At 75.0% G+C, this 22,046-nt stretch carries 16 protein-coding genes and 1 tRNA gene; 6 read left to right on the top strand and 11 right to left on the bottom strand.

Going from position 1 to position 22,046, the window contains the following annotated elements; genetic code table 11:
• Positions 1-124: 124 nt before the first annotated feature.
• Together L6241_RS12115 and L6241_RS12110 are read right to left on the bottom strand one after the other, a co-directional pair.
• A tRNA-Met gene (locus L6241_RS12115) sits at positions 125-201 on the bottom strand.
• A 312-nt stretch (positions 202-513) separates the two neighbouring features.
• Positions 514-3,489 carry a UPF0182 family protein gene (locus L6241_RS12110; RefSeq protein ID WP_368246418.1) on the bottom strand — a complete coding sequence of 992 codons (2,976 nt, stop codon included), beginning with the start codon at positions 3,487-3,489 and terminating at the stop codon, positions 514-516.
• Positions 3,490-3,571: 82 nt separating this feature from the next.
• Here L6241_RS12110 and L6241_RS12105 point away from each other — a divergent pair, with 82 nt between their 5' ends.
• Positions 3,572-4,141 (top strand): PPA1309 family protein, encoded by a 570-nt coding sequence (locus tag L6241_RS12105; RefSeq protein WP_123092127.1) that lies wholly within the window; start codon positions 3,572-3,574, stop codon positions 4,139-4,141.
• Between the two features lie 58 nt (positions 4,142-4,199).
• On the opposite strand, the gene L6241_RS12100 is transcribed toward L6241_RS12105, so the two are convergent.
• Positions 4,200-5,261, bottom strand: coding sequence for a PDZ domain-containing protein (locus L6241_RS12100; RefSeq protein WP_368246416.1), 1,062 nt, complete (start codon positions 5,259-5,261; stop codon positions 4,200-4,202).
• A 105-nt stretch (positions 5,262-5,366) separates the two neighbouring features.
• Here L6241_RS12100 and L6241_RS12095 point away from each other — a divergent pair, with 105 nt between their 5' ends.
• The gene (locus L6241_RS12095; protein ID WP_368246415.1) at positions 5,367-6,818 is read left to right on the top strand and encodes a zinc-dependent metalloprotease; all 1,452 of its coding nucleotides are present in this window, start codon (positions 5,367-5,369) and stop codon (positions 6,816-6,818) included.
• Positions 6,811-7,362, top strand: coding sequence for an NUDIX hydrolase (locus tag L6241_RS12090; protein ID WP_368246414.1), 552 nt, complete (start codon positions 6,811-6,813; stop codon positions 7,360-7,362). The genes L6241_RS12095 and L6241_RS12090 overlap by 8 nt, the downstream gene beginning before the upstream one ends.
• Here L6241_RS12090 and L6241_RS12085 read toward each other — a convergent pair.
• Positions 7,346-7,915, bottom strand: a complete 570-nt coding sequence (locus L6241_RS12085) for a M48 family metallopeptidase (RefSeq protein ID WP_368246412.1) — start codon at positions 7,913-7,915, stop codon at positions 7,346-7,348. The genes L6241_RS12090 and L6241_RS12085 overlap by 17 nt on opposite strands.
• Before the next feature lie 116 nt (positions 7,916-8,031).
• Between L6241_RS12085 and L6241_RS12080 the strand changes: the two genes are divergently transcribed.
• The gene (locus L6241_RS12080; RefSeq protein ID WP_368246411.1) at positions 8,032-8,898 is read left to right on the top strand and encodes a hypothetical protein; all 867 of its coding nucleotides are present in this window, start codon (positions 8,032-8,034) and stop codon (positions 8,896-8,898) included.
• Positions 8,898-10,217 carry an ABC1 kinase family protein gene (locus L6241_RS12075; RefSeq protein WP_368246409.1) on the top strand — a complete coding sequence of 440 codons (1,320 nt, stop codon included), beginning with the start codon at positions 8,898-8,900 and terminating at the stop codon, positions 10,215-10,217. Before L6241_RS12080 ends, L6241_RS12075 begins: the two co-directional genes overlap by 1 nt.
• An 84-nt stretch (positions 10,218-10,301) precedes the next feature.
• On the opposite strand, the gene L6241_RS12070 is transcribed toward L6241_RS12075, so the two are convergent.
• The 5 genes from L6241_RS12070 to nudC all read right to left on the bottom strand — a co-directional run bounded on the left by L6241_RS12070 (position 10,302) and on the right by nudC (position 14,180).
• A complete protein-coding gene (locus L6241_RS12070; protein ID WP_368246408.1) occupies positions 10,302-10,427 on the bottom strand; it encodes a hypothetical protein in 126 nt (41 codons plus the stop codon).
• Positions 10,428-10,452: 25 nt separating this feature from the next.
• Positions 10,453-10,749: a WhiB family transcriptional regulator gene (locus L6241_RS12065; protein WP_083969036.1), complete on the bottom strand. Its 297-nt coding sequence runs from the start codon at positions 10,747-10,749 to the stop codon at positions 10,453-10,455.
• Positions 10,750-10,851: 102 nt separating this feature from the next.
• Positions 10,852-11,022, bottom strand: a complete 171-nt coding sequence (locus tag L6241_RS12060; protein ID WP_191563719.1) for a hypothetical protein — start codon at positions 11,020-11,022, stop codon at positions 10,852-10,854.
• A 119-nt stretch (positions 11,023-11,141) separates the two neighbouring features.
• Positions 11,142-13,181, bottom strand: a complete 2,040-nt coding sequence (locus L6241_RS12055; protein ID WP_318183116.1) for an ATP-dependent DNA helicase UvrD2 — start codon at positions 13,179-13,181, stop codon at positions 11,142-11,144.
• Positions 13,182-13,271: 90 nt separating this feature from the next.
• A complete protein-coding gene (nudC, locus tag L6241_RS12050; protein ID WP_368246406.1) occupies positions 13,272-14,180 on the bottom strand; it encodes an NAD(+) diphosphatase in 909 nt (302 codons plus the stop codon).
• Positions 14,181-14,247: 67 nt separating this feature from the next.
• On the opposite strand from nudC, the gene L6241_RS12045 reads away from it, so the two are divergent.
• Positions 14,248-15,441 carry a phosphotransferase gene (locus tag L6241_RS12045; protein ID WP_368246404.1) on the top strand — a complete coding sequence of 398 codons (1,194 nt, stop codon included), beginning with the start codon at positions 14,248-14,250 and terminating at the stop codon, positions 15,439-15,441.
• A gap of 24 nt (positions 15,442-15,465) precedes the next feature.
• Here L6241_RS12045 and L6241_RS12040 read toward each other — a convergent pair whose 3' ends face one another.
• Together L6241_RS12040 and L6241_RS12035 are read right to left on the bottom strand one after the other, a co-directional pair.
• Positions 15,466-18,768 carry an ATP-dependent helicase gene (locus L6241_RS12040; protein ID WP_368246403.1) on the bottom strand — a complete coding sequence of 1,101 codons (3,303 nt, stop codon included), beginning with the start codon at positions 18,766-18,768 and terminating at the stop codon, positions 15,466-15,468.
• The gene (locus tag L6241_RS12035) at positions 18,765-22,001 is read right to left on the bottom strand and encodes a PD-(D/E)XK nuclease family protein (RefSeq protein ID WP_368246402.1); all 3,237 of its coding nucleotides are present in this window, start codon (positions 21,999-22,001) and stop codon (positions 18,765-18,767) included. The genes L6241_RS12040 and L6241_RS12035 overlap by 4 nt, the downstream gene beginning before the upstream one ends.
• Between the last annotated feature and the right edge of the window lie 45 nt (positions 22,002-22,046).

Raw genomic sequence — 22,046 nt, 5'->3', positions numbered from 1 at the left:
GCCGACACCGGCGAGATCATCCGCCAGCTCACCCTCGACCCCACCCGCGACTACCAGCCCCAGAACAGCACGAAACCCCCGAACCCGTAGGTTCGGGGGTTTCATATGTCCTGAGACAGGACAGTGGTAGCGGGGGCAGGATTTGAACCTGCGACCTCCGGGTTATGAGCCCGGCGAGCTACCGAACTGCTCCACCCCGCGTCGTTGCTCTGCCAAGGTTACGCGTCTGCGTCCGCTGGGCCAAATCGAGGCCCGAGGCGGTGGTCTCGAGGCTCGCTGACGCTCGCACCTCGACCCGCAAACCCTTGGTCGTCGAGGTGCGAAGGCCGCCTGCGGCCTGAGCCTCGAGACCACGGCTTCGTGGTCTCGAGGCTCGCTGACGCTCGCACCTCGACCAGCGAAGACCGGCTCGCCGGCGCTCGCACCTCGACCAGCGAAGACCGGCTCGCCGGCGCTCGCACCTCGACCAGCGAAGACCGGCTCGCCGGCGCTCGCACCTCGACCGGCGAGGACTCAGCTCGCGGCGGACTCGTCGAGGGTCGCGGAGCCGCCACCGGGCTGGTTGCGGGCGGCCTCGGTGAGCGCCTTGCGCAGATCTGCCTGGGCCTTGCCGTAGGCCTCGAGGTCGCCCTTCTTCAGCGCCTCCTGACCGCGCTGGTAGGCGCCCTGCATGTCCTCGATCGCCGCGCGCAGCGCCCGCTCCTTGGAGGTGAGCGGACCCGTCGGCTCCTGCTCCCCCTTCGGCGGCTGCGTGCCCCCGTCGTCGCCGCCGATCGGGGCGTCGGCGCCGGAGTCGCCCTCGAAGAGCTGGTCGAGCGCGCCCTCGAGCGTGCGCGCCCAGGCGATCCGTCCGCCGAAGGAGACGATGACGACGCGCATCGAGGGGTAGGAGTTCTCGTTCGTGCCGGAGAGGTAGACCGGCTCGACGTGGAGGAAGCCCTCGCCGACGGGCAGGGTCATCTGGTTGCCCAGGAGCACCTTGCTCGACCCGCGGTTGTTGTTGTTGAGGTAGTCGGTGAGCGTCTGGTCGGTGTCGGCGCCCTTGACCGAGCTGCTCGCGATGTCGTTCTGCACCTGCCCCGGTCCGGGCACCGTCGTCGAGCGCGGCACCGCGAGCATCCGCAGCTGGCCGTACCCGGAGGCCGGCTTGCCCGCGATGTCACCGGCGTCGGAGTCGACGGCGAGGTAGCCCGCCATGACGTCGCGGTCGCCGTTGGGGATGTACGTCGAGGTGAGGGACCACGACGCCTCCTGCTGGCTCGGCATCGCCATCGTGAGGAAGTACGGCGGCTGGGCCACCTTCTTCTCGGCGAGGACCGTCGGGTCGCTCGGCACGCGCCAGCGGTCCTGACCGGCGCGGAAGTCGCCGGCCGAGGTCACGTGGTACTCCGCGAGCACCGCGCGCTGCATCCGGAAGAGGTCCTCCGGGTAGCGCAGGTGCGACATGAGCTCGCCGCTGATCTCCGAGCGCGGCTTCATCAGCCCTGGGAAGGCCTTGTCCCAGGCGGAGGCCACCGGGTCCTGCTCGTCCCAGCGGTAGAGGGTCACGGTGCCGTCGTAGGCGTCCACCGTGGCCTTGACCGAGTTGCGCATGTAGTTGATCCGGTCGGCGTTGATCGCCGCGGCCCGCTGGGTCTCCACGGACGAGACCGTGCCCTCCTGCACACCCGAGACGCTGAAGCGGCTCGCGTAGGGGTAGGTGCGCGACGTCGTGTAGCCGTCGACGACCCACTGGATCCGGCCGTCGACGACGGTCGGGTAGGGGTCGTTGTCGAGCGTGAGCCACGGCGCGACGCGGGCGACGCGCTCCTTGGGCGTGCGGTGCTCGAGCAGGCGCGACTGGCTGCCGACGGCGTCGGACAGGACGAACTTGAGGTCGCGATGGGTGATCGCGAAGGCGGCCTGGCGAAGGGGGGAGCCGATGGACACGCCGCCGTCACCGGTGTAGGTGTAGCGCCCCTCCTCGCCGCCCGACGGGCGGTCGACCTCGCGGGCGGGCGCGCCCTCCTCGCCACCGACGATGGAGAACTGCGTCATCCGCTCGCCGAAGTAGATCCGCGGCTCGTACTCCTCGACCTCGGAGAGGTCGAACCACGCCGGGGTCCCGCTGCCCGAGACCTCGGACCCCTTCGCCGCGACGAGGCCGTAGCCGTGGGTGTAGACGGTGTGGTCGTTGACCCAGTCCCGCCGGTCCGCCGGGAGCTTCGACAGGTCGAGCTCGCGCGCCCCGACGACGGTGTCCGTGGACTCGCCGTCGATGTCGTAGCGGTCGACGTCGAGGTCCTCGGGGAAGGAGTAGTACGGCTGCTGGGCCTGCAGCTGCTGGAAGGTCGGGGCCGCGACGTTCGGGTCGAGCAGACGGATGCCCGGGATCGTCGCCGCGTCCTGGCGCAGCTGACCGGCGGAGATCTCGGAGACGGCGTCGTACTCCTCGGTCTCGACACCGGCGACGTCGTACGCGGCGCGCGTCGAGTCGATGTTGTGCTGCAGGTAGGGCTGCTCGAGCGAGGAGCGCGACGGGGTGACGCGGTAGGTCTCGACGAGCGCCGGGTAGATGTTGCCGACGATGATCGACAGGCCGACGAGCGTCGCGACGCCGATGACCGGCAGGCGCCAGCTGCGGCTGCGCACCGCGGCGAAGAAGAGCCCGGCGCAGATGACCGCCGCGACGGCGAGGATGTACTTCGCGGGGATCACGGCGTTGGCGTCGGTGTAGCCGACACCGGTGAGCACGGAGGTCTCGTGCGTCGTCAGGGAGTGCGCGTCGAGGACGTAGGAGACGCCGCGCAGCAGCGCGAGGACGGCGCCGACGACGGCGAGGTGGAGGAAGGCGGCCCGCGTCGAGCGCCCGCGGCCCGGCGGCTGCAGGCCCCCGTAGATGTAGTGCGCGAAGGCTGCCGCCACGAGGCAGCAGATCGCGACGACGGTGAGGTAGCCGACGACGAAGGAGTAGAAGGGCAGGCCGAAGAGGTAGTAGGCGAGGTCGCGACCGAACTGCGGGTCGGTGACGCCGGTCGCCGCGCCGTTGCGCCACAGCAGCCACTGCTGCCACTGCCCGGCGGCGGTGAGGCCGCCCATGAGGCCGAAGAGCAGCGGCACGCCGATGGCGATGTGCCGGCGCAGGGGGGCGATGACCTGGCGGTACTGCGACAGCGCCTGCTCCCCCGGCGACGTCGGCCAGCTCATCGGCCGGGAGCGGAAGGGGATGACGAGGCTCGCGGCCAGCGGGAGCGCGATGAGCAGCCCGCCGAGCACGAAGAGCAGGGTCTGCGTGCGGATGCGGCTCCACCACTCGCCGCTGTAGCCCAGGGCGTCGAACCACAGGGCCTCGGTCCAGATCGAGGTGATGACGAGCACGGCCACGACGAGCGCGGCGAGGACGGCGAGGACCCTCAGGCCTCGTGTGCGCATCGACGAGGGCGCCGCGGCGGCCCCGCCCTCACGACCGGTCGGGGCGTCCCCGTCCTCGGGTGGCTGCTGCGTGCTCATCGGTCACCTCGTGATCGTCGCGACCCCATCGGTCGTGGCGGGGCCCAACCTACCTACCGGACCTGGGCGCCCGTGCGGCAGCATGTCATCCGTGCCTGACACCCCTTCGCCGACCGCTGACAAGCCCTCCGAGCCGACGACCGAGCCCCTCGCCCGGTGCGCCCTCGAGACCGAGCGCCACGTGGCCGAGGGCGGCTGGGACCAGCCGCCGAGGCTCTTCGCGCTCGTCGAGACGGCCGAGCTCGTCGCCGCCGAGCCGAGCCTGCGGGACTCCATGGACGTCACCGACGTGCTGCCCGGCTCGCTCACCGCCATCGAGCAGGAGGGCGTGGCCCGCACGAGCGACGTCGAGTCGCTCCTCGGCCGCCTCGCCTGGCCCGAGACCGTGCACGGGGCGGCCATCGCCCTCGAGCGCGTCGTCGTCCCGGCGGGCGCCGAGCGCGACCTGCCCTCGGACCCCGTCGCCGCGACCGAGCAGCTGGCCCAGCACCCCGAGCGCGAGGACATCCGTCTGCTCGTCGCGGTGCACCGCGACGGACGTGCCATCTGCCTGCTGCGTCAGCGCTCGAACGACAGCGACGACCGCGTTGCCACCGGCGAGGACATCGCCCCCGGGCTCGTCCACGCGCTGCGCGCGACGCTCGAGGACTGAGTCCGCGGGGCTGGCCCGCAGGGCTGACCCCCGAGGGCAGACGCGTCGGGACCGACCCTCAGCGGGTGCCGCAGGACGGGAGGTCGCCGACCTCCCCCTTCGCCGCCCCCTCGACGGCGTCGACCGCCGCGTCGAAGTCGTCGACCTCGAGGACGGTGAGCCCGTCGGGCACGTGCCCGGCGACCTCGTCGCAGTTGTCCGTCGGGGCGAGGAAGTACTGCGCCCCCGCGTCCCGGGCGCCGATCATCTTCTGCCGGATGCCGCCGATGGGGCCGACCTGGCCGGAGTCGTCGATCGTGCCGGTGCCGGCGACCGAGCGCCCGCCGGTCATCTCCCCCGGGGTGACGAGGTCGCGCACGGCGAGCGCGAACATCGTGCCCGCGCTGGGGCCGCCGACCTCGCCGGCGTCGATGCGCACCTCGTAGGGGTAGTCGAAGAGCGGCTCGAGACCGACCCCGATCCCGGCCCGCCCGCCTCCGAGGTCGGCCGTGCGCAGGGTGATCTCGCGCTCAGCGCCCTTGCGGCGCACGGTGAGGCGCACGTCCTCGCCGGGCTCGCGGTCCGAGATCGCCGCGACGACGTCGCTCACGTGGTCGGTGGCGACGCCGTCGACGGCGGTCACCTCGTCCTTGAGCTCGAGCCGACCGTCGGCAGGCAGGTCGCCCGCGATAGAGGCGACGACGTTGTCCTGGGGCACGTCCTCGCCGGTGCTGCGCAGCGCCACCGCGATCGCGCTCTTCTGCGAGCCCTGCATCTCGGCGGCGTTGAGCTGCTGGATCTCCTCCTCGGAGCGCCCTGTGCCGAAGACGGTCTGCTCGGGCACGACCTTCGCGTCGCGGTCGACCTTGCCGAGCACCCACTCCCACAGGGTGATGTGCTCCTCCGGCCCGCCCTGGACGGTGACCGTCGTGAAGTAGAGGTGCCCCGAGGTCGGGTAGGTCCGGTGCCCCTCGACGTCGACGACGCGCTGGGCCGAGCTGCCCTCGCCCCGCGAGGCGAGGGTGTCGCTCACCGGGCCGGGGGCCTCGATCGCGTACGGGACGCGGATGGTCGCGAGGACGAGGGAGACGCAGAGGAGCACCATCGACCACCGCATCACCCGCCACGCGAGATCGTCCACGCGTCGGGTGTCGACCATGCTGGCTCCGGATCCTCAGGGGGCGCGGGAACCTTTGGTCGGCGCCCGTGGTTGGGTTCTACGTCGACGCCATCCTAAGGAGGCACCGTGACAGACCCCGTAGACCCCGGTACCGGACCCGACGACGAGCTGCCCGAGGAGATCGCCGCGATCTTCCGCGAGCTCACCGGGGGCGCTCCGCTGCCCCCCGAGGTGGCCCGTCAGCTGGGCGCCATGGGCATCGCCGACGCCGACCCGTCGGCCGTGCGCGCGATGGCCGACCAGATGCGCGCGATGTTCAGCCCCACCGCCACGGCGAAGGGGGTCGACCTCGCCGCCGCGACGGCGGCGGCCTGCGAGGCCGCCCGGGCCGAGGGCGACGTCAGCGTCGGCGAGCGCGAGGTCGCGCTGGCCGAGCAGGCCGTGCGGGTCGCCCAGCTGTGGCTCGACGAGGTGACCGACCTCGAGGCGCCCGCCCTCACCGGCACCGCGATGTCACGCTCGACGTGGGTCGAGGAGACGATCGGCACGTGGGCGCGCGTCGTCGAGCCGGTCGCCGACGGCGTCTCCGGCGCGATCCGCGACTCGATGACCGCCCAGCTGACCGGCCCGGACGCCCCCGACCTCAGCGCGCTCGGCGTGCCCCCGGGCACCAACCCGCTCGCGCTCGCCGGGCAGCTCACCCCGATGATCAACCGGATGGGCAGCGCGCTCGTCACGGCCCAGGTCGGGCAGGCCGTCGGCGCGCTCGCGACGAGCACCGTGAGCGGCACGGAGGTGGGCATCCCCCTGCTCACCGACCGCGTCGCGCTCCTGCCGGCGAACATCGCCCAGGTCGCCGACGGTCTCGACGTGCCGGTCGACGAGGTGTGGCTGCACCTCGCCCTGCGCGAGACCGCCCGCATGCGCCTCTTCACCGACGTGCCGTGGCTCGGGCCGCAGATCCTCACCGCGGTCGAGGAGTACGCCCGGGGCATCGCCATCGACACGAGCGCGATCGACCGCGCGGTCGCCGAGCTCGACCCGCAGGACGTCGGCGGGATGCAGCAGGCCCTCGGCAGCGACCTCTTCCGACCGGCGCCCTCGCCCGCCCAGAAGGCCGCGCTCACCCGTCTCGAGACCTGGCTCGCCCTCATCGAGGGGTGGGTCGACGTCGTCACCGCCCGGGCCGGCGGCGCCCACCTGCCGAGCACCGACGCCCTCGCCGAGACCGTGCGTCGGCGGCGGGCGACCGGTGGGCCGGCGGAGCGGACCTTCGCCACCCTCGTCGGGCTCGAGCTGCGGCCGCGCCGGCTGCGCGACGCGGCGAACCTCTTCGCGGCCCTCGAGGACGCCGGCGGCGCCCCGGCCCGCGACGCGGCCTGGGCCCACCCGGACGTCGCCCCGACGGGCGCCGACCTCGACGACGTCCTCGGCTACGTCGAGCGCAGCACCGGCTCGACCTCCGGGGCGCAGGACGTCACCGGGGGGATCGACATGGACGCCGAGCTCGCCGCCCTGCTCGACGCCGAGACCCGCGGGGAGGGCGACGGCGAGGGCGACGGCCGCACCGGTGGCTGACCTCGCGAGCGACCTCGAGCGGGTCCTGAGCAGCTGGCAGGCGCCCGACGAGGAGCAGGAGCGGCTGCGGCGCGACTACCTCGAGCACCTCGCCGCCCACCCGGACGCCGTGCTGCGCGACGGGCCGCCGGAGCACTTCACCGTCGGCGTGCTCGTCCTCGACGCGACGCTCACCTCGGCGCTGCTCACGCTCCACGGCAAGGCGCACCGGTGGTTCCAGCTCGGCGGCCACCTCGAGCCGGGTGACGCCGACGTGCTCGCCGGCGCGCTCCGCGAGGCGGTCGAGGAGTCCGGGCTGCCCGCCGACCAGCTGACCCTGCACCCCGAGCCGGTCCATCTCGACCGGCACGAGCTCGTCGGGTCCTTCGGGCGGTGCCGCGAGCACCTCGACGTGCGCTACGTCGCCGTCGCCGCGCAAGATGCGCGCGAGATCCGCAGCGAGGAGTCGCTCGACCTCGCGTGGTGGCCGGTGCGGGCCATGCCGGCGGACTCGGCCGACGAGCTCGAGCCCCTGGTCGCCGCCGCGCTCAGGCGGGTGGGCTGACCCCGTCGCCCTCGGCGGTCTCGGGCGCCGGCTCGGGCCCGTCGTCCCACGCCGTCTCGTCGCGACCGGACCACCCCTCGAGGTAGCCCCTGGCGCGCTCGCAGGACGGGTACCGGTCGAGCAGGGCGTAGAAGTCGCGCCCGTGCCCGGGCACCAGCAGGTGCACGAGCTCGTGGGTGAGGACGTAGTCCTGCACGTAGCCCGGCATCCCCTGCAGCCGGTGGCTGAGCCGGATCGTGCCCTGGCTCGGGGTGCACGACCCCCACCGGGTGCCCTGGTTGGTCACCCAGCGCACGCTCGTCGGCACGGCTCGGCCCTCGAGATAGCGCCGGGAGAGGTCGCGCGCGCGCTCGACGAGATCGACGTCGCTCGGACGGCGTCGGGCCTCGCGGGCCAGGACCTTCTCGCCCATCTCGCGCACGTAGCGCTGCTCGACCCGGTCGGCCAGGCCGGCCGGGAGGAGCACGACGAGGCGCTCGCCGTCGCGGTAGGCCGACACCGTCTTGCGCCGGCGCGCGCTGCGGCGGATCTCCACGTCGGCGAAGCCTTCCATGGGCTCGACCCTAGGGCTCGGCGGCGACAGCGCGGGCGAGGGGTGTGGACAACCCCGGACCTCGAGCGCGCGGCCGGTGGCAGTCTGCGACGACCACCCCGGCGAGACGAGGACCCATGGAGCGCCACCCCCGGTTGACCCGGCCGATCCACCCCCTGCTGCGCCCCGACGGGTCCATCCAGCTCGGTCTCGACCCCGGCAGCGCGCTCGTCGCGACCGGCGTGAGCGCGGCGGAGTGCCGCTGGGTCACCACCCTCGACGGGTCGCGCAGCGAGGAGCAGGTCCTCGCCGACGCGGCGCAGCACGGGCTGACCCCCGAGCGCGCGGGCGAGCTCGTCCGCGCCTTCGCCGCGCAGGGCGTGCTCGACACCGAGGGCGTCCTCGAGCCGCTCGAGCGCCGCGTCGTCGTCGTCGGCGCCGGGAGCGTGCCCGCCCACCTCGTCGACATCCTGCGCGAGGCCGGCATCGGCGAGGTCGTGCGGTGGGTCGAGGACGCCGACCCGACGAGCACCGACCTCGCCGTCATCACGAGCACGGTCCCCGTGCCGGCAGGCGCCGGAGAGACCTGGCGCCGCGCGCGGGTGCCCCACCTGCCGGTGTGGTGCGGGCCCGACCACGCGAGCGTCGGGCCGCTCGTCGTCCCCGGCGAGGGGCCGTGCCTGCAGTGCCTCGAGCTGACCCGCGTGCACCTCGACCCCGCCTGGCCGTGGATCCGCGCGCAGATCAGCCGCCCGCGGGTCGGACCGGTCGTGCCCGTCGAGACGCACGCGTGCGTGCGCAGCCTCGTCGTCGGCATCGCGGCGTCGGTCGCCCTCGACGTCCTCGCCCACGGCCCGAGCGCCTCCGGGTGGTCCCTCGACGCGTGCTCGCCCGGGCCCAGCTTCGAGCGGCGGCACTGGGAGCGTCACCCCGCGTGCCCGCGCTGCGCATCAGCCACCTCTCCTGCGGCCGGATCTCAGGTCCAGCAGTCACAATGGGCGTGATGTCTCAGATCCCGCGCAACGCTGCCCGACGGACCGCTCGGCTCGCCTCCATCCCCCTCGGCGCAGCAGGGCGCAGCGCCGTCGGCCTGGGTCGACGTGCCCGCGGGGAGTCGGCCGAGGTCGTCAACGAGGAGATGCGCCGGCGCACCGCCGAGCAGCTCTTCGCCGTCCTCGGGTCGCTCAAGGGCGGCGCGATGAAGGTCGGCCAGACCCTGAGCGTCCTCGAGGCCGCGATGCCCGAGGACCTCGTCGAGCCCTACCGCGAGATGCTCGTGCGCCTCCAGGACGCCGCTCCCCCGATGGACCAGGCCGAGGTGCGCCGCATCCTCGACCTCGAGCTCGGCCGCGACTGGCGCACGACGCAGATCCGCGACCTCACGCCCGAGCCGGTGGCCGCGGCCTCGATCGGGCAGGTCCACCGCGGCACCTGGCACGACGGGCGCACCGTGGCCGTGAAGATCCAGTACCCCGGCGCCGACTACGCCCTGCGCAGCGACCTGCAGCAGCTGGCCCGCCTCGCGCGCGTCATGGGCACCCTCGCCCCCGGCATGGACGTCAAGGCGGCGACGACCGAGCTGCTCGAGCGCGCCGACGAGGAGCTCAACTACCCCCTCGAGGCCCGCAACCAGCAGACCTTCGCCGACGCGTACGCAGGCGACGACGAGGTCGCCGTCCCGGCCGTCGTCATGCACACCGAGCACGTCCTCGTCACCGAGTGGCTCGACGGCGTGCCCCTCAGCCAGATCATCCGCGAGGCGGACCAGGAGGTGCGCGACACCCTCGGCACGCTCTACCTCGAGCTCGCGGTGCGCTCCCCCACCCGCGCGGGCCTGCTCCACGCCGACCCCCACCCCGGCAACTTCCGCCTCACCCCCGACGGCCGCCTCGGTGTCGTCGACTTCGGGGCGGTCGCCCACCTGCCCGACGGGCTGCCGCCGGCGGTCGGCCGGCTGGCCCGCCGCGCCCTCGAGGGCGACGCCGCGGCCCTCGTCGAGGGGCTGCGCGAGGAGGGCTTCGTGCGGCCGGGGGTGCGCATCGACGCCGACGACCTGCTGAGCTACCTGCGCCCCTTCATCGAGCCGCTGAGCCACGAGACCCACCACTTCAGCCGCGAGTGGTTGCAGCAGGTCTCCGCCGGGGCGATGGACATGCGCAGCCGGGAGTTCGTCACCGGTGCACGTCTCAACCTGCCCCCGGAGTACGTGCTCGTCCACCGCGTCTTCCTCGGCAGCACCGCCGTGCTCTGCCAGCTCGGCGCCCGCGTCTCGGCGCGCTCCATCATGGAGCGCTACCTGCCCGGCTTCGCCGACCCCGCGTAGGCCCGGGTACAGGTCGACCCCGCACCGGGGTCGGTACGGGGTCGACGAGGGCGGCCGGCACGCGGTCCGACGGGCACCTGCCCGTCATCGGATCCGGATGTGCATCGGCACGGGCTGACGCAGCTCGGCCCGCTCACGGCGGGAGAGCACGTCCTGCGGCTGCGGCAGGTGGCGGCGGCGCGACTGCAGGATGCGCTGGACGGGGGTCATCGGCGGGCACCTCCTCTCAGGGGGCTCAGACGGGCAGCGGATGCTTGCGGGGACGGCCTCGCGGCCGCTTGCGGGGGATGACCCGACCGGCGTCGAAGAGCTCGCCGCCCCACACGCCCCAGGGCTCGCGGCGCTCGAGGGCGCCCTCGAGGCACCGCTGACGCACGGGGCAGGTGGCGCACAGAGCCTTGGCGAACTCGACACCGTCGGGGGTGTCGGCGAACCAGATCTCCGGCTCCTCGGTCAGGCACGGTGCGCTGCCCGTCAAGGACGGCAGACGCACCTGCTGATGCGGTGGGTGGGTGGTCGGTACGGCAGACATGAGGGTGCTCCTGGGGGGTGATCTGCGGGGGGACAAGTAAAGGCCGCGGTATCCGATGGATGCCGCGGCCTGTGTGGCGAGGACGAGAGGTCCTCCCTTCGTCTAGCGAAGGGGGGATCCCGGTCCTGGAGGTCGCGGGTCATCGAGAGGGGCGGCGCCGAAGAGATCGACGATGCCGAAGGGGGCACGGGTACGTCCGGCGAGGGACGGCACGAGACCCAGGTGGGCAGCACGGGACGCCAGCTCGACGGTGATGACGATCTGCTTCTCCATGTGCACTGCCCTCCTCTCGTGGGATCTGCGACTCGATCACGCCCAGGCGCGACCGACTGACCTTCCGAAGGTTAGGGCACCTGCGATCGGGGCCACAACCTATTTAACGAGCGGCTTCGTCAGGGGGTCTGCGAGGGCTCTCGGCCGGCGACGATCGCGAGCACGTCCTCGCCGTACTGGTCGAGCTTGCGCGCCCCGACCCCGCTGATGGCGAGCAGCCCTCGGGTGTCCTTCGGCTCGGCCTCGGCGATCGCCTCGAGGGTCGCGTCGGTGAAGACGACGAAGGCGGGCACGGCCTGGGTCTTCGACAGCTCGCGGCGCCATGCGACGAGCCGCTCGTAGAGGGCCTCGTCGTAGGTGGGCGGGCAGGCGGGGCAGCGCCCGGAGGCGCGCTGGGTTGCGGTGACGAGCTCGGTACCGCAGCCCTTGCAGTGCCGCACCCGGGCGGTGCGGGCCGTGCGACCGCCGCCCGAGCCACGGCCCCCGCCGCCGCGCTTGGGCTCGGAGATGGCGCCCTCGCCGAGGACCTCGGACAGCGGCGCGAGGAAGCGGCTGACGCGCCGGCTCGGTCGGGCCCCGGGGGTGCGTGCCCGGGCCCACGACAGGTGCAGCTCGTCGCGGGCGCGGGTGAGCCCGACGTAGAGGAGCCGGCGCTCCTCCTCGATCTCGTCGAGGCCCTCGGCCATGACGATGGGCATGAGCCCGTCGGAGCAGCCGACGAGGTGGACGACGGGCCACTCGAGCCCCTTCGCCGCGTGCAGCGAGGCGAGGGTCACGCCGTCGACGGCGGGCGCGTGCTGCGCAGCGGCCCGCTCGTCGAGCTCGCGCACGAGATCGGCGACCCGGGTCGTCGGGGTCGTCGCGGCGAGCGACTCGGCGAGGTCGACGAGAGCCTTGAGCGACTCCCACCGGGCCCGCACGGCACCCGAGCTCGCCGGCGGCTCCGGCTGCCAGCCGACACCGGTGAGCACGTCGGCGACGAGATGACCCAGGGCCGCCTCGCCGTCGTCGGTGCGCGCGGCGCCGCGGAGCAGGACGATGGCGTCACGGACCTCGCGGCGGGAGAAGAAGCGCTCGCCGCCGCGCACGAGGTAGGGCACGCCGACCTCGGACAGGGCCGACTCGAGCGCCTCCGACTGGCCGTTGGTGCGGAAGAGCACCGCGATGTCGCTCGCGGGGGTGCCGGCCTCGACCCGGCGACGGATCTCGCCGGCGACCCAGGCGGCCTCCGCCGGGTCGTCGTCGAGCGCCGTGAGCGTGGGCGCGGACCCGCCCGAGCGCTGCGCGGCGAGCTCGACCCCGGCGCTGCGCCGGCTCACCGGGGCGGTCGAGAGCATGCGGTTGGCGAGGTCGACGACCTGAGGGGTCGAGCGGTAGTTGCGCACGAGCCGCACGGTCTGCGCACCCGCGTGGGTGCGCCCGAAGTCGAGCAGGTGGCGCGGGCTGGCGCCGGTGAAGGAGTAGATCGTCTGCATCGGGTCGCCGACGACGCACACCTCGTGACGTCCGCCGAGCCACAGCTCGAGGAGGCGCTGCTGCAGCGCGTTGACGTCCTGGTACTCGTCGACGACGAAGTGGCGGTACTGCTGGCGCACCGTCGCCGCGATGTCCTCGCGGTCCTGGAGGATGCCGACGGTGAGCAGCAGCACGTCCTCGAAGTCGATGACCCCGCGCTCGCCCTTGACCTCCTCGTAGACCCCGAGCAGACGCGCCATGCCGCTCTCGTCCATGCCCGGGGGCTCGCGCCGCGCCCGCCGCGCCGCCGCGGCGTAGGTCTCGGGGGTGAGCAGGCTGACCTTCGCCCACTCGACCTCGGAGGCGACGTCGCGCAGCTCGGTGCGGTCGAGGCGCAGCTGCAGGCGCGAGGCGGCCTCTGCGACGACCGACGCCTTGTGCGGGAGGATCTCCGGAGCCGCGCCCCCGATGGCCTGGGGCCAGAAGTAGTGCAGCTGGCGCAGCGCCGCCGCGTGGAAGGTGCGCGCCTGCACCCCGCCGACACCGAGGTCGCGCAGCCGGACCCGCATCTCACCCGCCGCCCGGGCGGTGAAGGTCACCGCGAGCACGCGCTGGGGCTGGTAGACGCCGCTGTGCACGCCGTAGGCGATGCGGTGGGTGATCGCCCGGGTCTTGCCCGTGCCCGCACCCGCGAGCACGCACATCGGACCCGTCGGGTGCGCGGCGACCTCGCGCTGCTCGGGGTCGAGGGCGTCGAGGACGTCGTCTGCGGAGGGGGTCACGACCGCATGGTCTCAGAGCGCGCGGACAGCCCCGATGTCGGAGGGGCGGGTCAGCGGGCCGCCGAACCACTGCTCGATGAGCCGCGCCGAGATCGACACGGGGGCGGGGCGGCGCAGCTCGCCGCGCTCGAAGGCGTCGGTGAGCTCGGCCCGGGTGAACCACCGGGCATCGGCGATCTCGGTGCCGTCGGGGGTGAGCTCGGCAGAGGTGGCCCGCGCGGTGAAGCCGACCATGAGCGAGCCGGGGAAGGGCCAGGGCTGGTCGGCCTGGTAGGTGACGTCGACGACGTCGACGCCGACCTCCTCGCGCACCTCGCGCGCAACGGCACCGGCGAGGGTCTCGCCGGGCTCGACGAAACCGGCGAGCACGGACATCCGCCCCTGCGGCCAGCCCGCGCCCTGGGCGAGGAGGAGGCGGTCGTCGGCGTCGACGACGGCCATGATGACGGCGGGGTCGGTGCGCGGGTGGTGGTCGCTGCCGTCCTGCGGGCAGTGCCGCACCCAGCCCGCCTGCGCGAGCTCGGTCTGCGCGCCGCAGCGCGGGCAGCGCGGGTGCGTGCGGTGCCAGTTGTCGAGCGCGACGGCCGTCGCGGCGTGCCCCGCCTCCTGCGGGGTGAGCAGGTCGGCGACCTGGCGAAGGGGGGTCCCCCCGTCCCCGCCGAGCGCCGCGAGGAGGAGATGGGGGCCGAGGCGGCCGAGGAGGGCCAGGTCGCGTCCGGCGTCGCCGGGCTCGACCGGGCGCGTGGCCAGCCGCGCTCCGTCGCCCGAGCGCTCGACCGCCACGGCCATGCCGCCGGCCTCGAGCACACGGGCCGCGGGGTCGCGTCGCAGCGTCTCGAGGGCGTCGGGGTCGGCGCGCAGGTGCGCCTGCCGGTCGAGCACGGCTCCGGAGAAGACGAGCTCGTCGAAGGGGTGCACCATGCCCGCCACTGTAGATCCGTCGTGGCGCTCCCCCGCGCCCGGAGCGCCGCGCCGTACCGTGGGGGCCGTGACTTCTCCTGCCGGTCGTGGACCTCTCGCCCTCGCCGCGCTGGCCAGCGCTGCCGTCCCCGGTCTGGACCCGGTGAGCGTCGAGCCCGTCGCTGGTGCGACGGGGGCGCGCTACGACGTCGCCCTCGTGCAGGACGCCGAGCACCGCCGGTGGGTCATCCGCTGCCCGCGCTCCGCGGCCGCCTCCGCCCAGCTCGAGCAGTCCTCGGCCCTCACCGCGCTCCTCGCGCGCCGCCTGCTCCTGTCCGTCCCGGTCGTCAAGGGATGGGTGGCGCTGCCCGAAGGGGGACGCGCCGCCGTGCACCACTACCTCGCCGGTCGGCCCGTCGAGCTCGAGCTCCTCGGGCCAGGCCCGGGCCTGACCGCCAGCCTCGGACGCGCCGTGGCCTCGGTGCACAACCTCGACGTCGCGATCTACGACGAGGCCGGCGCCGCGACCTACGACGCCGAGGTCTACCGCAGCCGTCGGCTGGCCGACCTCGACCGCGCCGCCGCGACCGGCCGGGTGCCGACCGGTCTGCTCGCGCGGTGGGAGTCCCAGCTCGAGGACGTCGGCCGATGGCGCTACAAGCCGACCGCGACGGTCGGGCGGCTCACCGGCGAGCAGGTCCTCGTCGGCGAGGACGAGCAGGGCGAGCTCGTCGTGCGCGGGCTGCTCGGCTGGGAGGACGCACGGGTCGCCGACCCCGCCGACGACCTCGCCGAGGTCGTCGGCCGGCTCGAGCCGGACGCCCTCGACACCTTCATGGAGGCCTACGCGCACACGCGGGTCGACCGGCCCGACCGGCACCTGCTCGAGCGCGCCCGGCTGTCGTACGAGATGACGCTCGTGCGCCAGATGATGGCGGCGGTCGCGGCCGGAGACCTCGACCGGGCCGAGGAGCACGCCGCCGCGATGCGTCGCCTGGAGCAGCAGACGGGCAGCCCGGACGAGGCCGACGACACATCCGCGGGTGCACCCGCGACCTCCGGGGCGGCCCCGGCCGGTGCGAGCCCTGCCGCCGGGCTCGCGGACCTCGACGACGACCAGCAGCTCGACGACCAGCAGCTCGACAACCTTGTCGACGAGCCCGTCCACGTCGACGTCACCGACGTCGACGTGGTCGGGCAGACCCAGCCGATGGAGGCCAGGCCCACGGGCGAGGAGCCCGACGGGTCCGCCGAGCCCGGCAGCGGGCCCGTCCGCGGCTGACCTCGAGCCGCCCAGGCCTCAGGCTCAGGCCTCGTCAGGCCCCAGCAGGGCGGCGATCTCGGCCTCGTCGGCGAGCGGGGGCTTGACGGTCTCGCCCGTCGCGCCGTAGTAGAAGGCTGCACGCACCTGCTCCGCGGGCAGACCCGTCCAGCGCGCGTACGCCACGCGGTAGACGCTCAGCTGCAACGCGGCTGCTGCCGCGCTCTCGCCGGTCGGCGGGCGCCCGGTCTTCCAGTCCACGATGGTCACCCCGCCGTCGGGGTCGGCGAAGACCGCGTCGACCCGCCCGCGCACGGCGCGCCCGGAGATCACGACCTCGAGGCTGAGCTCGACCTCGACGGGGGTGCGCTCGGCCCACGGGCTGGCGAGGAAGCGCTTGCGCAGCGCGGGCAGACCCGGGTCGTCGACCGCGGCGTCGGCCCGACCCGGCAGGTCGTGCACGTCGACCATCGCCGCGGCGCCGTAGTGCTGCTCGACCCACGCGTGGAAGGCGGTGCCGCGCCGGGTGTGCGGGGAGGGGGCCTGGGGCATGGGCCGACGCAGCCGGGAGGCGAAGTCGGCCTCGTCGCGGGCCAGGGAGACCAGGGCCGAGGTCGACAGGTGCTCGGGCAGGGCCACCTGGGGCGAACGGCGGGCCCGCGCCGCGTCACGCTCGCGCAGCAGCAGGGTGATCTCGTCGTCGAGCGGGTGCCGGTCGGTCGCGCCGTCGAGCGCGGGTGCCCCGCCGAGGACGACGGGCACCGCCTGCTCCATCGCGGGCCGGTCTTCCGAGGTCACGGGGGCCGGCCACACGACAGCACGTTCGAGCTCGAGGAGGGGGTTGGGCTCGCCGGGCTCGGGCATCGGGGCCTGGGCGATCTGGTGCACGCCGGGCAGGGCGACGACCTCGTCGAAGAAGCGCGAGGGCAGGCGCGGGGTGCGACCGGTGCTCGCCCATACCGCCGAGGTGAGCAGCAGGTGCTGCCGGGCCCGGGTGAGCGCGACGTAGGCGAGGCGGCGCTCCTCGGTGATGACCTGCTCACCGCCCGCGCTCTTGAAGGCGTCGACGTCGTCGCGGATCTCGTGCGGGGTGGCACCGTGCTCGGCGAGCTCGGGCAGCCCCCCGCGGTCGCCGCGCAACGGGTACGGGAGCCCTCCCTCGGTCGCGGCGAGCCAGCCCGGGTCGGTGACCCGTCCGAGCTCCCAGCCGCCGTCGACGGCGCGCGCCCGGGCCGCGTGCGAGGGGAAGGTGCCCTCGACGAGACCGGGCACGGCGACGACGTCCCACTCGAGCCCCTTCGCCGCATGGCAGGTGAGCACCTGCACGGCGTCGGGAGTCGGCTCGACGACGGGCCGGTCAAGGCCGCGCTCCTCGGCGATGGCCGCCTCGACCCAGTCGACGAAGCCGCCGAGCGTCGCCCGGTCGGCACCGGCGGCGAACTGCGCGGCGACGTCGGCGAAGGCGTCGAGGTGAGCCCGCGCCGCGCCGGCGCTCCAGCCGGGGCGGGCGAGGACCTCGACGTCGACGCCGAGGACCCGCTCGGCCTCGACGACGAGATCGGGCAGGGGCTGTCCAGCGGCGAGGCGCAGCCGGCCGACCCCGGCGGCGAGGGCCCGCAGCCGCGACAGGCCGCGGGCGCTGATGTGCTCGCCCCCCGGTCCCCGCCACTGCTCGTCGGGCAGGTCGTCGAGCGCGTCGACGATCGTCAGCTCGTCGCGAGAGTCCGGGGCGAGGTCCTGGCCGACCCCGCGCTGGGGCGGACGCCCGCTCGCCCGCGCGTACGCGGCGAGGGCGGCGATGTCCGCTGCGCCGAGCCGGCAGACGGGCCCGGTGAGCAGCCGCATGAGCCGGTCGCCGCGGGCAGGGTCCTGCACGACGGTGAGGAGGGCGACGACGTCGGCGACCTCGGGGGTGAGCAGCAGACCGCCGAGGCCGACGACCTCGTGCGGGATGTCACGGGCCGCCAGGGCAGCCGTGATCGCGGTGAACTGCGAGCGCTTGCGGCACAGCACCGCGGCCGAGCGTCGTCCGTCGCCGCGTCGCTCCTGCACCCACCGTGCCACGAGGTCGGCCTCGGCGGCGGCGTCGCTCACGCGCGCCGCCCACACCTGGCCGCGGCCCGCCCCGGGCCGGGCGTCCAGGGGCAGCACCGGCACGGCGCTGCCCGCCCGCAGCGGCTCTGCCACGGCGTTGGCCGCCTCGAGCACCGCGTCGTCGTTGCGCCAGCTGCGCGACAGGTGGAGCACCGGCGCGCCGCCGAAGCGCTCGGGGAAGGTCGCGAGCGTCGTCGCGCTCGCCCCTCGCCAGGCGTAGATCGACTGGTGCGGGTCGCCGACCGCCGTCACCGGGCTCGGCGGGCGCCCCTGCGGGGCGAAGAGGCTCGTCATGAGCACGAGCTGCGCCTCGGAGGTGTCCTGGAACTCGTCGAGCAGCACGACGCGGTAGCGGCCCCGCTCCCCAGCACCGACGACCGGCACCTCCTGCGCCAGCCGGGCAGCGAGCGCCATCTGGTCGCTGAAGTCGAGCACCCCACGCTCGTGCTTGAGGTCGAGGTAGCGGCGCACGACGGGGAGCACGAGCGCCCGTCGGCGCAGGGCGGTCGCCTGGTCCCGGACGGCCTTGAGCCCCTTCGGCGCGGCGGCGTCGGCGGCGAGCCACCGGCCGGCGACCGTCTCGAGGTAGGCCTGCGCCTCCTCGGGCGCCCTCAGGTGCTCGGCGAGCTCGCCGGACAGCGCGAGCACCATCGAGGTGACCGTCGACTCGACCCAGTCGAGCTCCTCCATCGGGCCGTCGTAGGACAGGACGGCCTCGTGCGCGAGCTGCCACGACGCCGCCTCGGTGAGCAGCCGCGCGTCGCGCTCGCGTCCCAGCAGCGGCCCGTGCTCGCGCACGAGCGCGCCCGCGTACGAGTGGTAGGTCGTCACGGTGGGCGCCCCGGGCAGCACGAGCGCGCCGGCGTCGTCGCGCTCGGGCGGCGACCACAGCCCCGAGTCGGCGAGCGCCGCGAGCCGGGCACCCACCCGGTCGGCGAGCTCGCCCGCGGCCTTGCGGGTGAAGGTGAGCCCGAGGACCTCCTCGGGGCGCACGAGGTCGTTGGCGACGAGCCAGACGACGCGCGCGGTCATCGTCTCGGTCTTGCCCGACCCAGCCCCGGCGACGACGAGCTGGGGCTGCAGCGGGGCCTCGACGATCGCGGCCTGCTCCGGCGTCGGGGCATGCTCCTGCCCCAGGGCACGGCTGACGTCGAGCGCCGAGTAGCGCGGTCCGTCGGCGACCGCGGTCGTGCTCGCCCGACCGGCCGGGGGCAGGTCGGCGAGGTCGTCGAAGAGGCTCGGCTGGTCGCTCATCGCAGGGTCCCCCCTTCGTGATGGGTCGGGCAGGAGGTGCGCACGGGGCACCGCGAGCACATCGCCTCCTCGGGGCGGGCGACCATGTGCGCCGCGGACATGCCGTCGGCGGCCGCCGCGACCGCGTCGTGCGCCCACCGCGGGTCGTCGGCGTCGCGCAGGGGCACCTGCGCCTGGACGAAGGTGCGCGACGTCGCCGCCCGCCCGAGCTGCACGAGCACCGCGCCGGCGCTGCTCGAGCCGTGCTCGCCGAAGCCGCCCTCCTCGACGGCGACCTGGTACGCGCCGAGCTGGCGGTGCTCGGCGAGCTCGTCGCCCGTGGGCTTGGTCGAGCCGGTCTTGAGGTCGACGACCCGCAGCGCCCCGTCGGCGTCACGACGCTCGAGCCGGTCGACCCTGCCGCCGATGCGGGCCCGGCCGACGGTAGCGGCGAAGGGGATCTCGACCCCCGCGAGCGACCACCCCTCGGTGCGGGCGCGCACGTAGTAGTCCGCGAGCCACCGGCCCATGACCTGGGCACGGCGCAGGTGCTGCTCGCCGACCCAGCCCGGGGGCTGCCCGAGCTGGGGCCAGCGCCGCTCGATCTCGGCGGCGATGCTCGCGTGGTCGGCGTCGGGCAGGTCCTCGGCGACGGCGTGGACGAGGGTGCCGATGTCGGCGGAGACGTGACTGGCTCCCCCGCCGCCCGAGCTCGTGAGCAACCAGCGCAGACCGCACGTGTCGAAGGCCTCGACCTGCGAGGGCGAGACCCGGACGAGCTCGTCGGGACCGCGCAGCGGGCGCTCGTCGCTGCGGTCGCGCAGCGCCCACCACTGGTCGGGGTCGGCGCCGCGCACGCCGACCTCGCGCAGGTGCGCCAGCCGGGTCGCCGCGAGGTGCGCCCGCTCGGGCTCGGCGAGCTCCTGGCGCAGCCGGGCGACGACACCGACGAGGTCGAGCGGCATCGGCGCCTCGTGCGTCTCGCGCCGACCGACCCCCGCCGGCAGCGGGTCGACGACGGAGAGGAAGGGCGAGGGCTGCTCGTCCTCGGAGGACACGGCGGTGAGCAGCACGTGCTCGCTCGCCCGGGTGATCGCGACGTGGAGCATCCGTGTCTCGTCGTAGCGGACCTGCGCGCGAGCCGCCTCGGCACGGTCGTCGGCGCCCGGGTCGCCCGGTCCCGAGCCGACCGCGGCACGACCGGTGACGACGTCGACGAGCTCGGTCGAGCCCAGCAGCGACCCGCGCAGGCGCAGGTCGGGCCACACGCCCTCCTGCACCCCGGCGACGACGACCCGTCGCCACTGCCGGCCCGCGGCGGCGGCCGGCGTGACGATGGCGACGGCCCCGGTGTCGGGGCTGCGGTCGGCCAGGGAGTCCGCGGCGACCTCCTCCTGGGCGACGGAGAGCAGGAAGGACTCGGGTCCGCTGCCGGGGCGGGCGTCCTCGAGGGCCGCCGCAGCCGAGAAGAGCGCGACGACGGCGTCGAGGGCCTCGTCGGCCCGGGCTCCCCCGGCACCGCCCGCGAGCGCCCGCTCGCGCCAGAGGTCCGCGACCCCGAAGGCCTCCCAGACGGCCCAGAGCACCCCTTCGCCGCTCACGCCCTGCGCCCACCGGCCGTCCTCGACGACGGCCGCCGCCCGGGCCGCGGCGACGACCCGCGCGAGCCGGGCCAGCGGCGCGACGTCGGGACGCTCGAGGAGCAGGTGGTCGACCCAGGCGGGGTCGACGGTGCCGTGCTGGAGCAGCTCGTCGCTGGAGCGCCCGCCCTCGTCGGCGAGCTCGGCCGCGCGGAGCGCGCGACGCAGCCGGCGCACGGCGACGGTGTCGGCCCCGAGCAACGGCGAGGTGAGCAGCGCGAGGACCTCCTCGACGTCGGGCAGCTCGCGGTGCCCGCGCTGGAGGTCGACGACGAGACGCAGGAGGAGCAGCAGCGGGGCGACGCTCGGCTGGTCTCGAAGGGGGACGTCTGCCGAGGCCGAGGTGACGGGCACGCCCCGGGCGGCGAGCACCCGGCGCAGCGTCGACTGCCGCCCCGCCCCGCGCACGACGACCGCGAGCTCGTCCCACGGGACGCCGTCGACGAGGTGGGCCCGGCGCAGGGCGTGCGCGACGTAGCCGGCCTCCTGAGCCTGCGAGCGCAGCACCCGCACGGTGCACGCGCCGTCGTCGTGAGCCGCGCTCGCGCCGCGCTGCGCACCACCTCCGAGCGCCCCGATCCGGGCGACGACGCGGGCGTCGGCCTCGGCCACCGCGGCGGGCACCCGGTAGCCGGTGCGCAGGACCACCCGCTCGACGCGGCGCCCTGCCCAGTCGCCGAGGAAGAGCGCGGGATCGGCACCGCGGAAGCCCTGGACGCTCGCGTCGGGGTCGCCGAGGAGCACGAGGGGCACCCCCGAGGCGGCGAAGACCCGCAGCAGCCGGGCTGCCGGGGCGGTGAGCTCGTGCGCGTCGTCGACGACGACGCAGCCGACGGAGCGCAGCGCGCGCACCCGGGCCTCGGCGTCGCCCTCGAGCAGCTCGGCCGCGGCGGTGAGCACCCACGCGGGGTCGTAGGCGCCGGGTGTCGCGAGCGCACCGACCTGCTCGTACTCCTCGAAGACCTCGGCCGCCGCGACCCACTCCGGGCGCCCGTGACGCGCCCCGAGGTCGCGCAGGTCGTCGGCGGTCAGCCCGTGCTCGACCGCCCGCATGAGCAGGTCGCGCAGCTCGTCACGCATCGCCCGGGTGGGCAGGGCCTCGTGGAGGCGCTGCGGCCAGCGCGGACCGGTACCGGTCTCCGCGTGGCCGGCGAGCAGGTCCGAGAGCACGAGGTCCTGCTGGGCGCCGGAGACCAGGCGTGGCGGCGGCAGCCCGTCGACCGCTGCCTGCGCGCGGAGCACGGCGAAGCCCAGGCTCTGCACCGTGCGGGCGAGCGGGACCGCGGCCGCGCCTGTGAGCCCCGAGGTCACCGCGTCACGCAGGTCGGCGGCCGAGCGACGGGTGGCGCCGACGAGGACGACCTCGTCGGGCCGGCACTCCCCCGTGCGCACGCGGTCCAGCGCGCACTCGACCGCGACGGCCGTGCGACCGGTGCCTGGCCCGCCGAGCACGACGAGCACCTCGGCCCGCGCGTCGACCGCCGCGGCCTGGTCGTCGTCGAGACGCTCCCGGCCGAGCCGGCGCACCCCGCCGACCCGAGGGCTCAGGTGACGCGCGAGGGCGACCGAGGTCGCCCCCTTCGCCCCCGGTCCGCTCGTCTGCGTCGTCGTCATGCACCCATCCCATCACCCGTGCCCGACAGCCCGCCGACGCCCGCC

It is taken from the genome of Janibacter sp. Y6 (genome assembly GCF_040900765.1).
In the GTDB taxonomy this organism is placed as follows: Bacteria; Actinomycetota; Actinomycetes; order Actinomycetales; family Dermatophilaceae; genus Marihabitans; species Marihabitans melonis.
Note: the sequence above shows the minus strand (reverse complement) of the source record. Positions and strands in the feature narration are given on the sequence as shown.

Bases quoted from the DNA above. Each gene is read 5' to 3' on its own strand.
- L6241_RS12110 (WP_368246418.1), bottom strand. From the start codon at position 3,489: ATGAGCACGCAGCAGCCACCCGAGGACGGGGACGCCCCGACCGGTCGT.
- L6241_RS12105 (WP_123092127.1), top strand. From the start codon at position 3,572: ATGTCATCCGTGCCTGACACCCCTTCGCCGACCGCTGACAAGCCCTCC.
- L6241_RS12085 (WP_368246412.1), bottom strand. From the start codon at position 7,915: ATGGAAGGCTTCGCCGACGTGGAGATCCGCCGCAGCGCGCGCCGGCGC.
- L6241_RS12080 (WP_368246411.1), top strand. From the start codon at position 8,032: ATGGAGCGCCACCCCCGGTTGACCCGGCCGATCCACCCCCTGCTGCGC.
- L6241_RS12075 (WP_368246409.1), top strand. From the start codon at position 8,898: ATGTCTCAGATCCCGCGCAACGCTGCCCGACGGACCGCTCGGCTCGCC.
- L6241_RS12070 (WP_368246408.1), bottom strand. From the start codon at position 10,427: ATGACCCCCGTCCAGCGCATCCTGCAGTCGCGCCGCCGCCACCTGCCG.
- L6241_RS12065 (WP_083969036.1), bottom strand. From the start codon at position 10,749: ATGTCTGCCGTACCGACCACCCACCCACCGCATCAGCAGGTGCGTCTG.
- L6241_RS12060 (WP_191563719.1), bottom strand. From the start codon at position 11,022: ATGGAGAAGCAGATCGTCATCACCGTCGAGCTGGCGTCCCGTGCTGCC.
- L6241_RS12055 (WP_318183116.1), bottom strand. From the start codon at position 13,181: ATGTGCGTGCTCGCGGGTGCGGGCACGGGCAAGACCCGGGCGATCACC.
- nudC (WP_368246406.1), bottom strand. From the start codon at position 14,180: ATGGTGCACCCCTTCGACGAGCTCGTCTTCTCCGGAGCCGTGCTCGAC.
- L6241_RS12040 (WP_368246403.1), bottom strand. From the start codon at position 18,768: ATGAGCGACCAGCCGAGCCTCTTCGACGACCTCGCCGACCTGCCCCCG.
- L6241_RS12035 (WP_368246402.1), bottom strand. From the start codon at position 22,001: ATGACGACGACGCAGACGAGCGGACCGGGGGCGAAGGGGGCGACCTCG.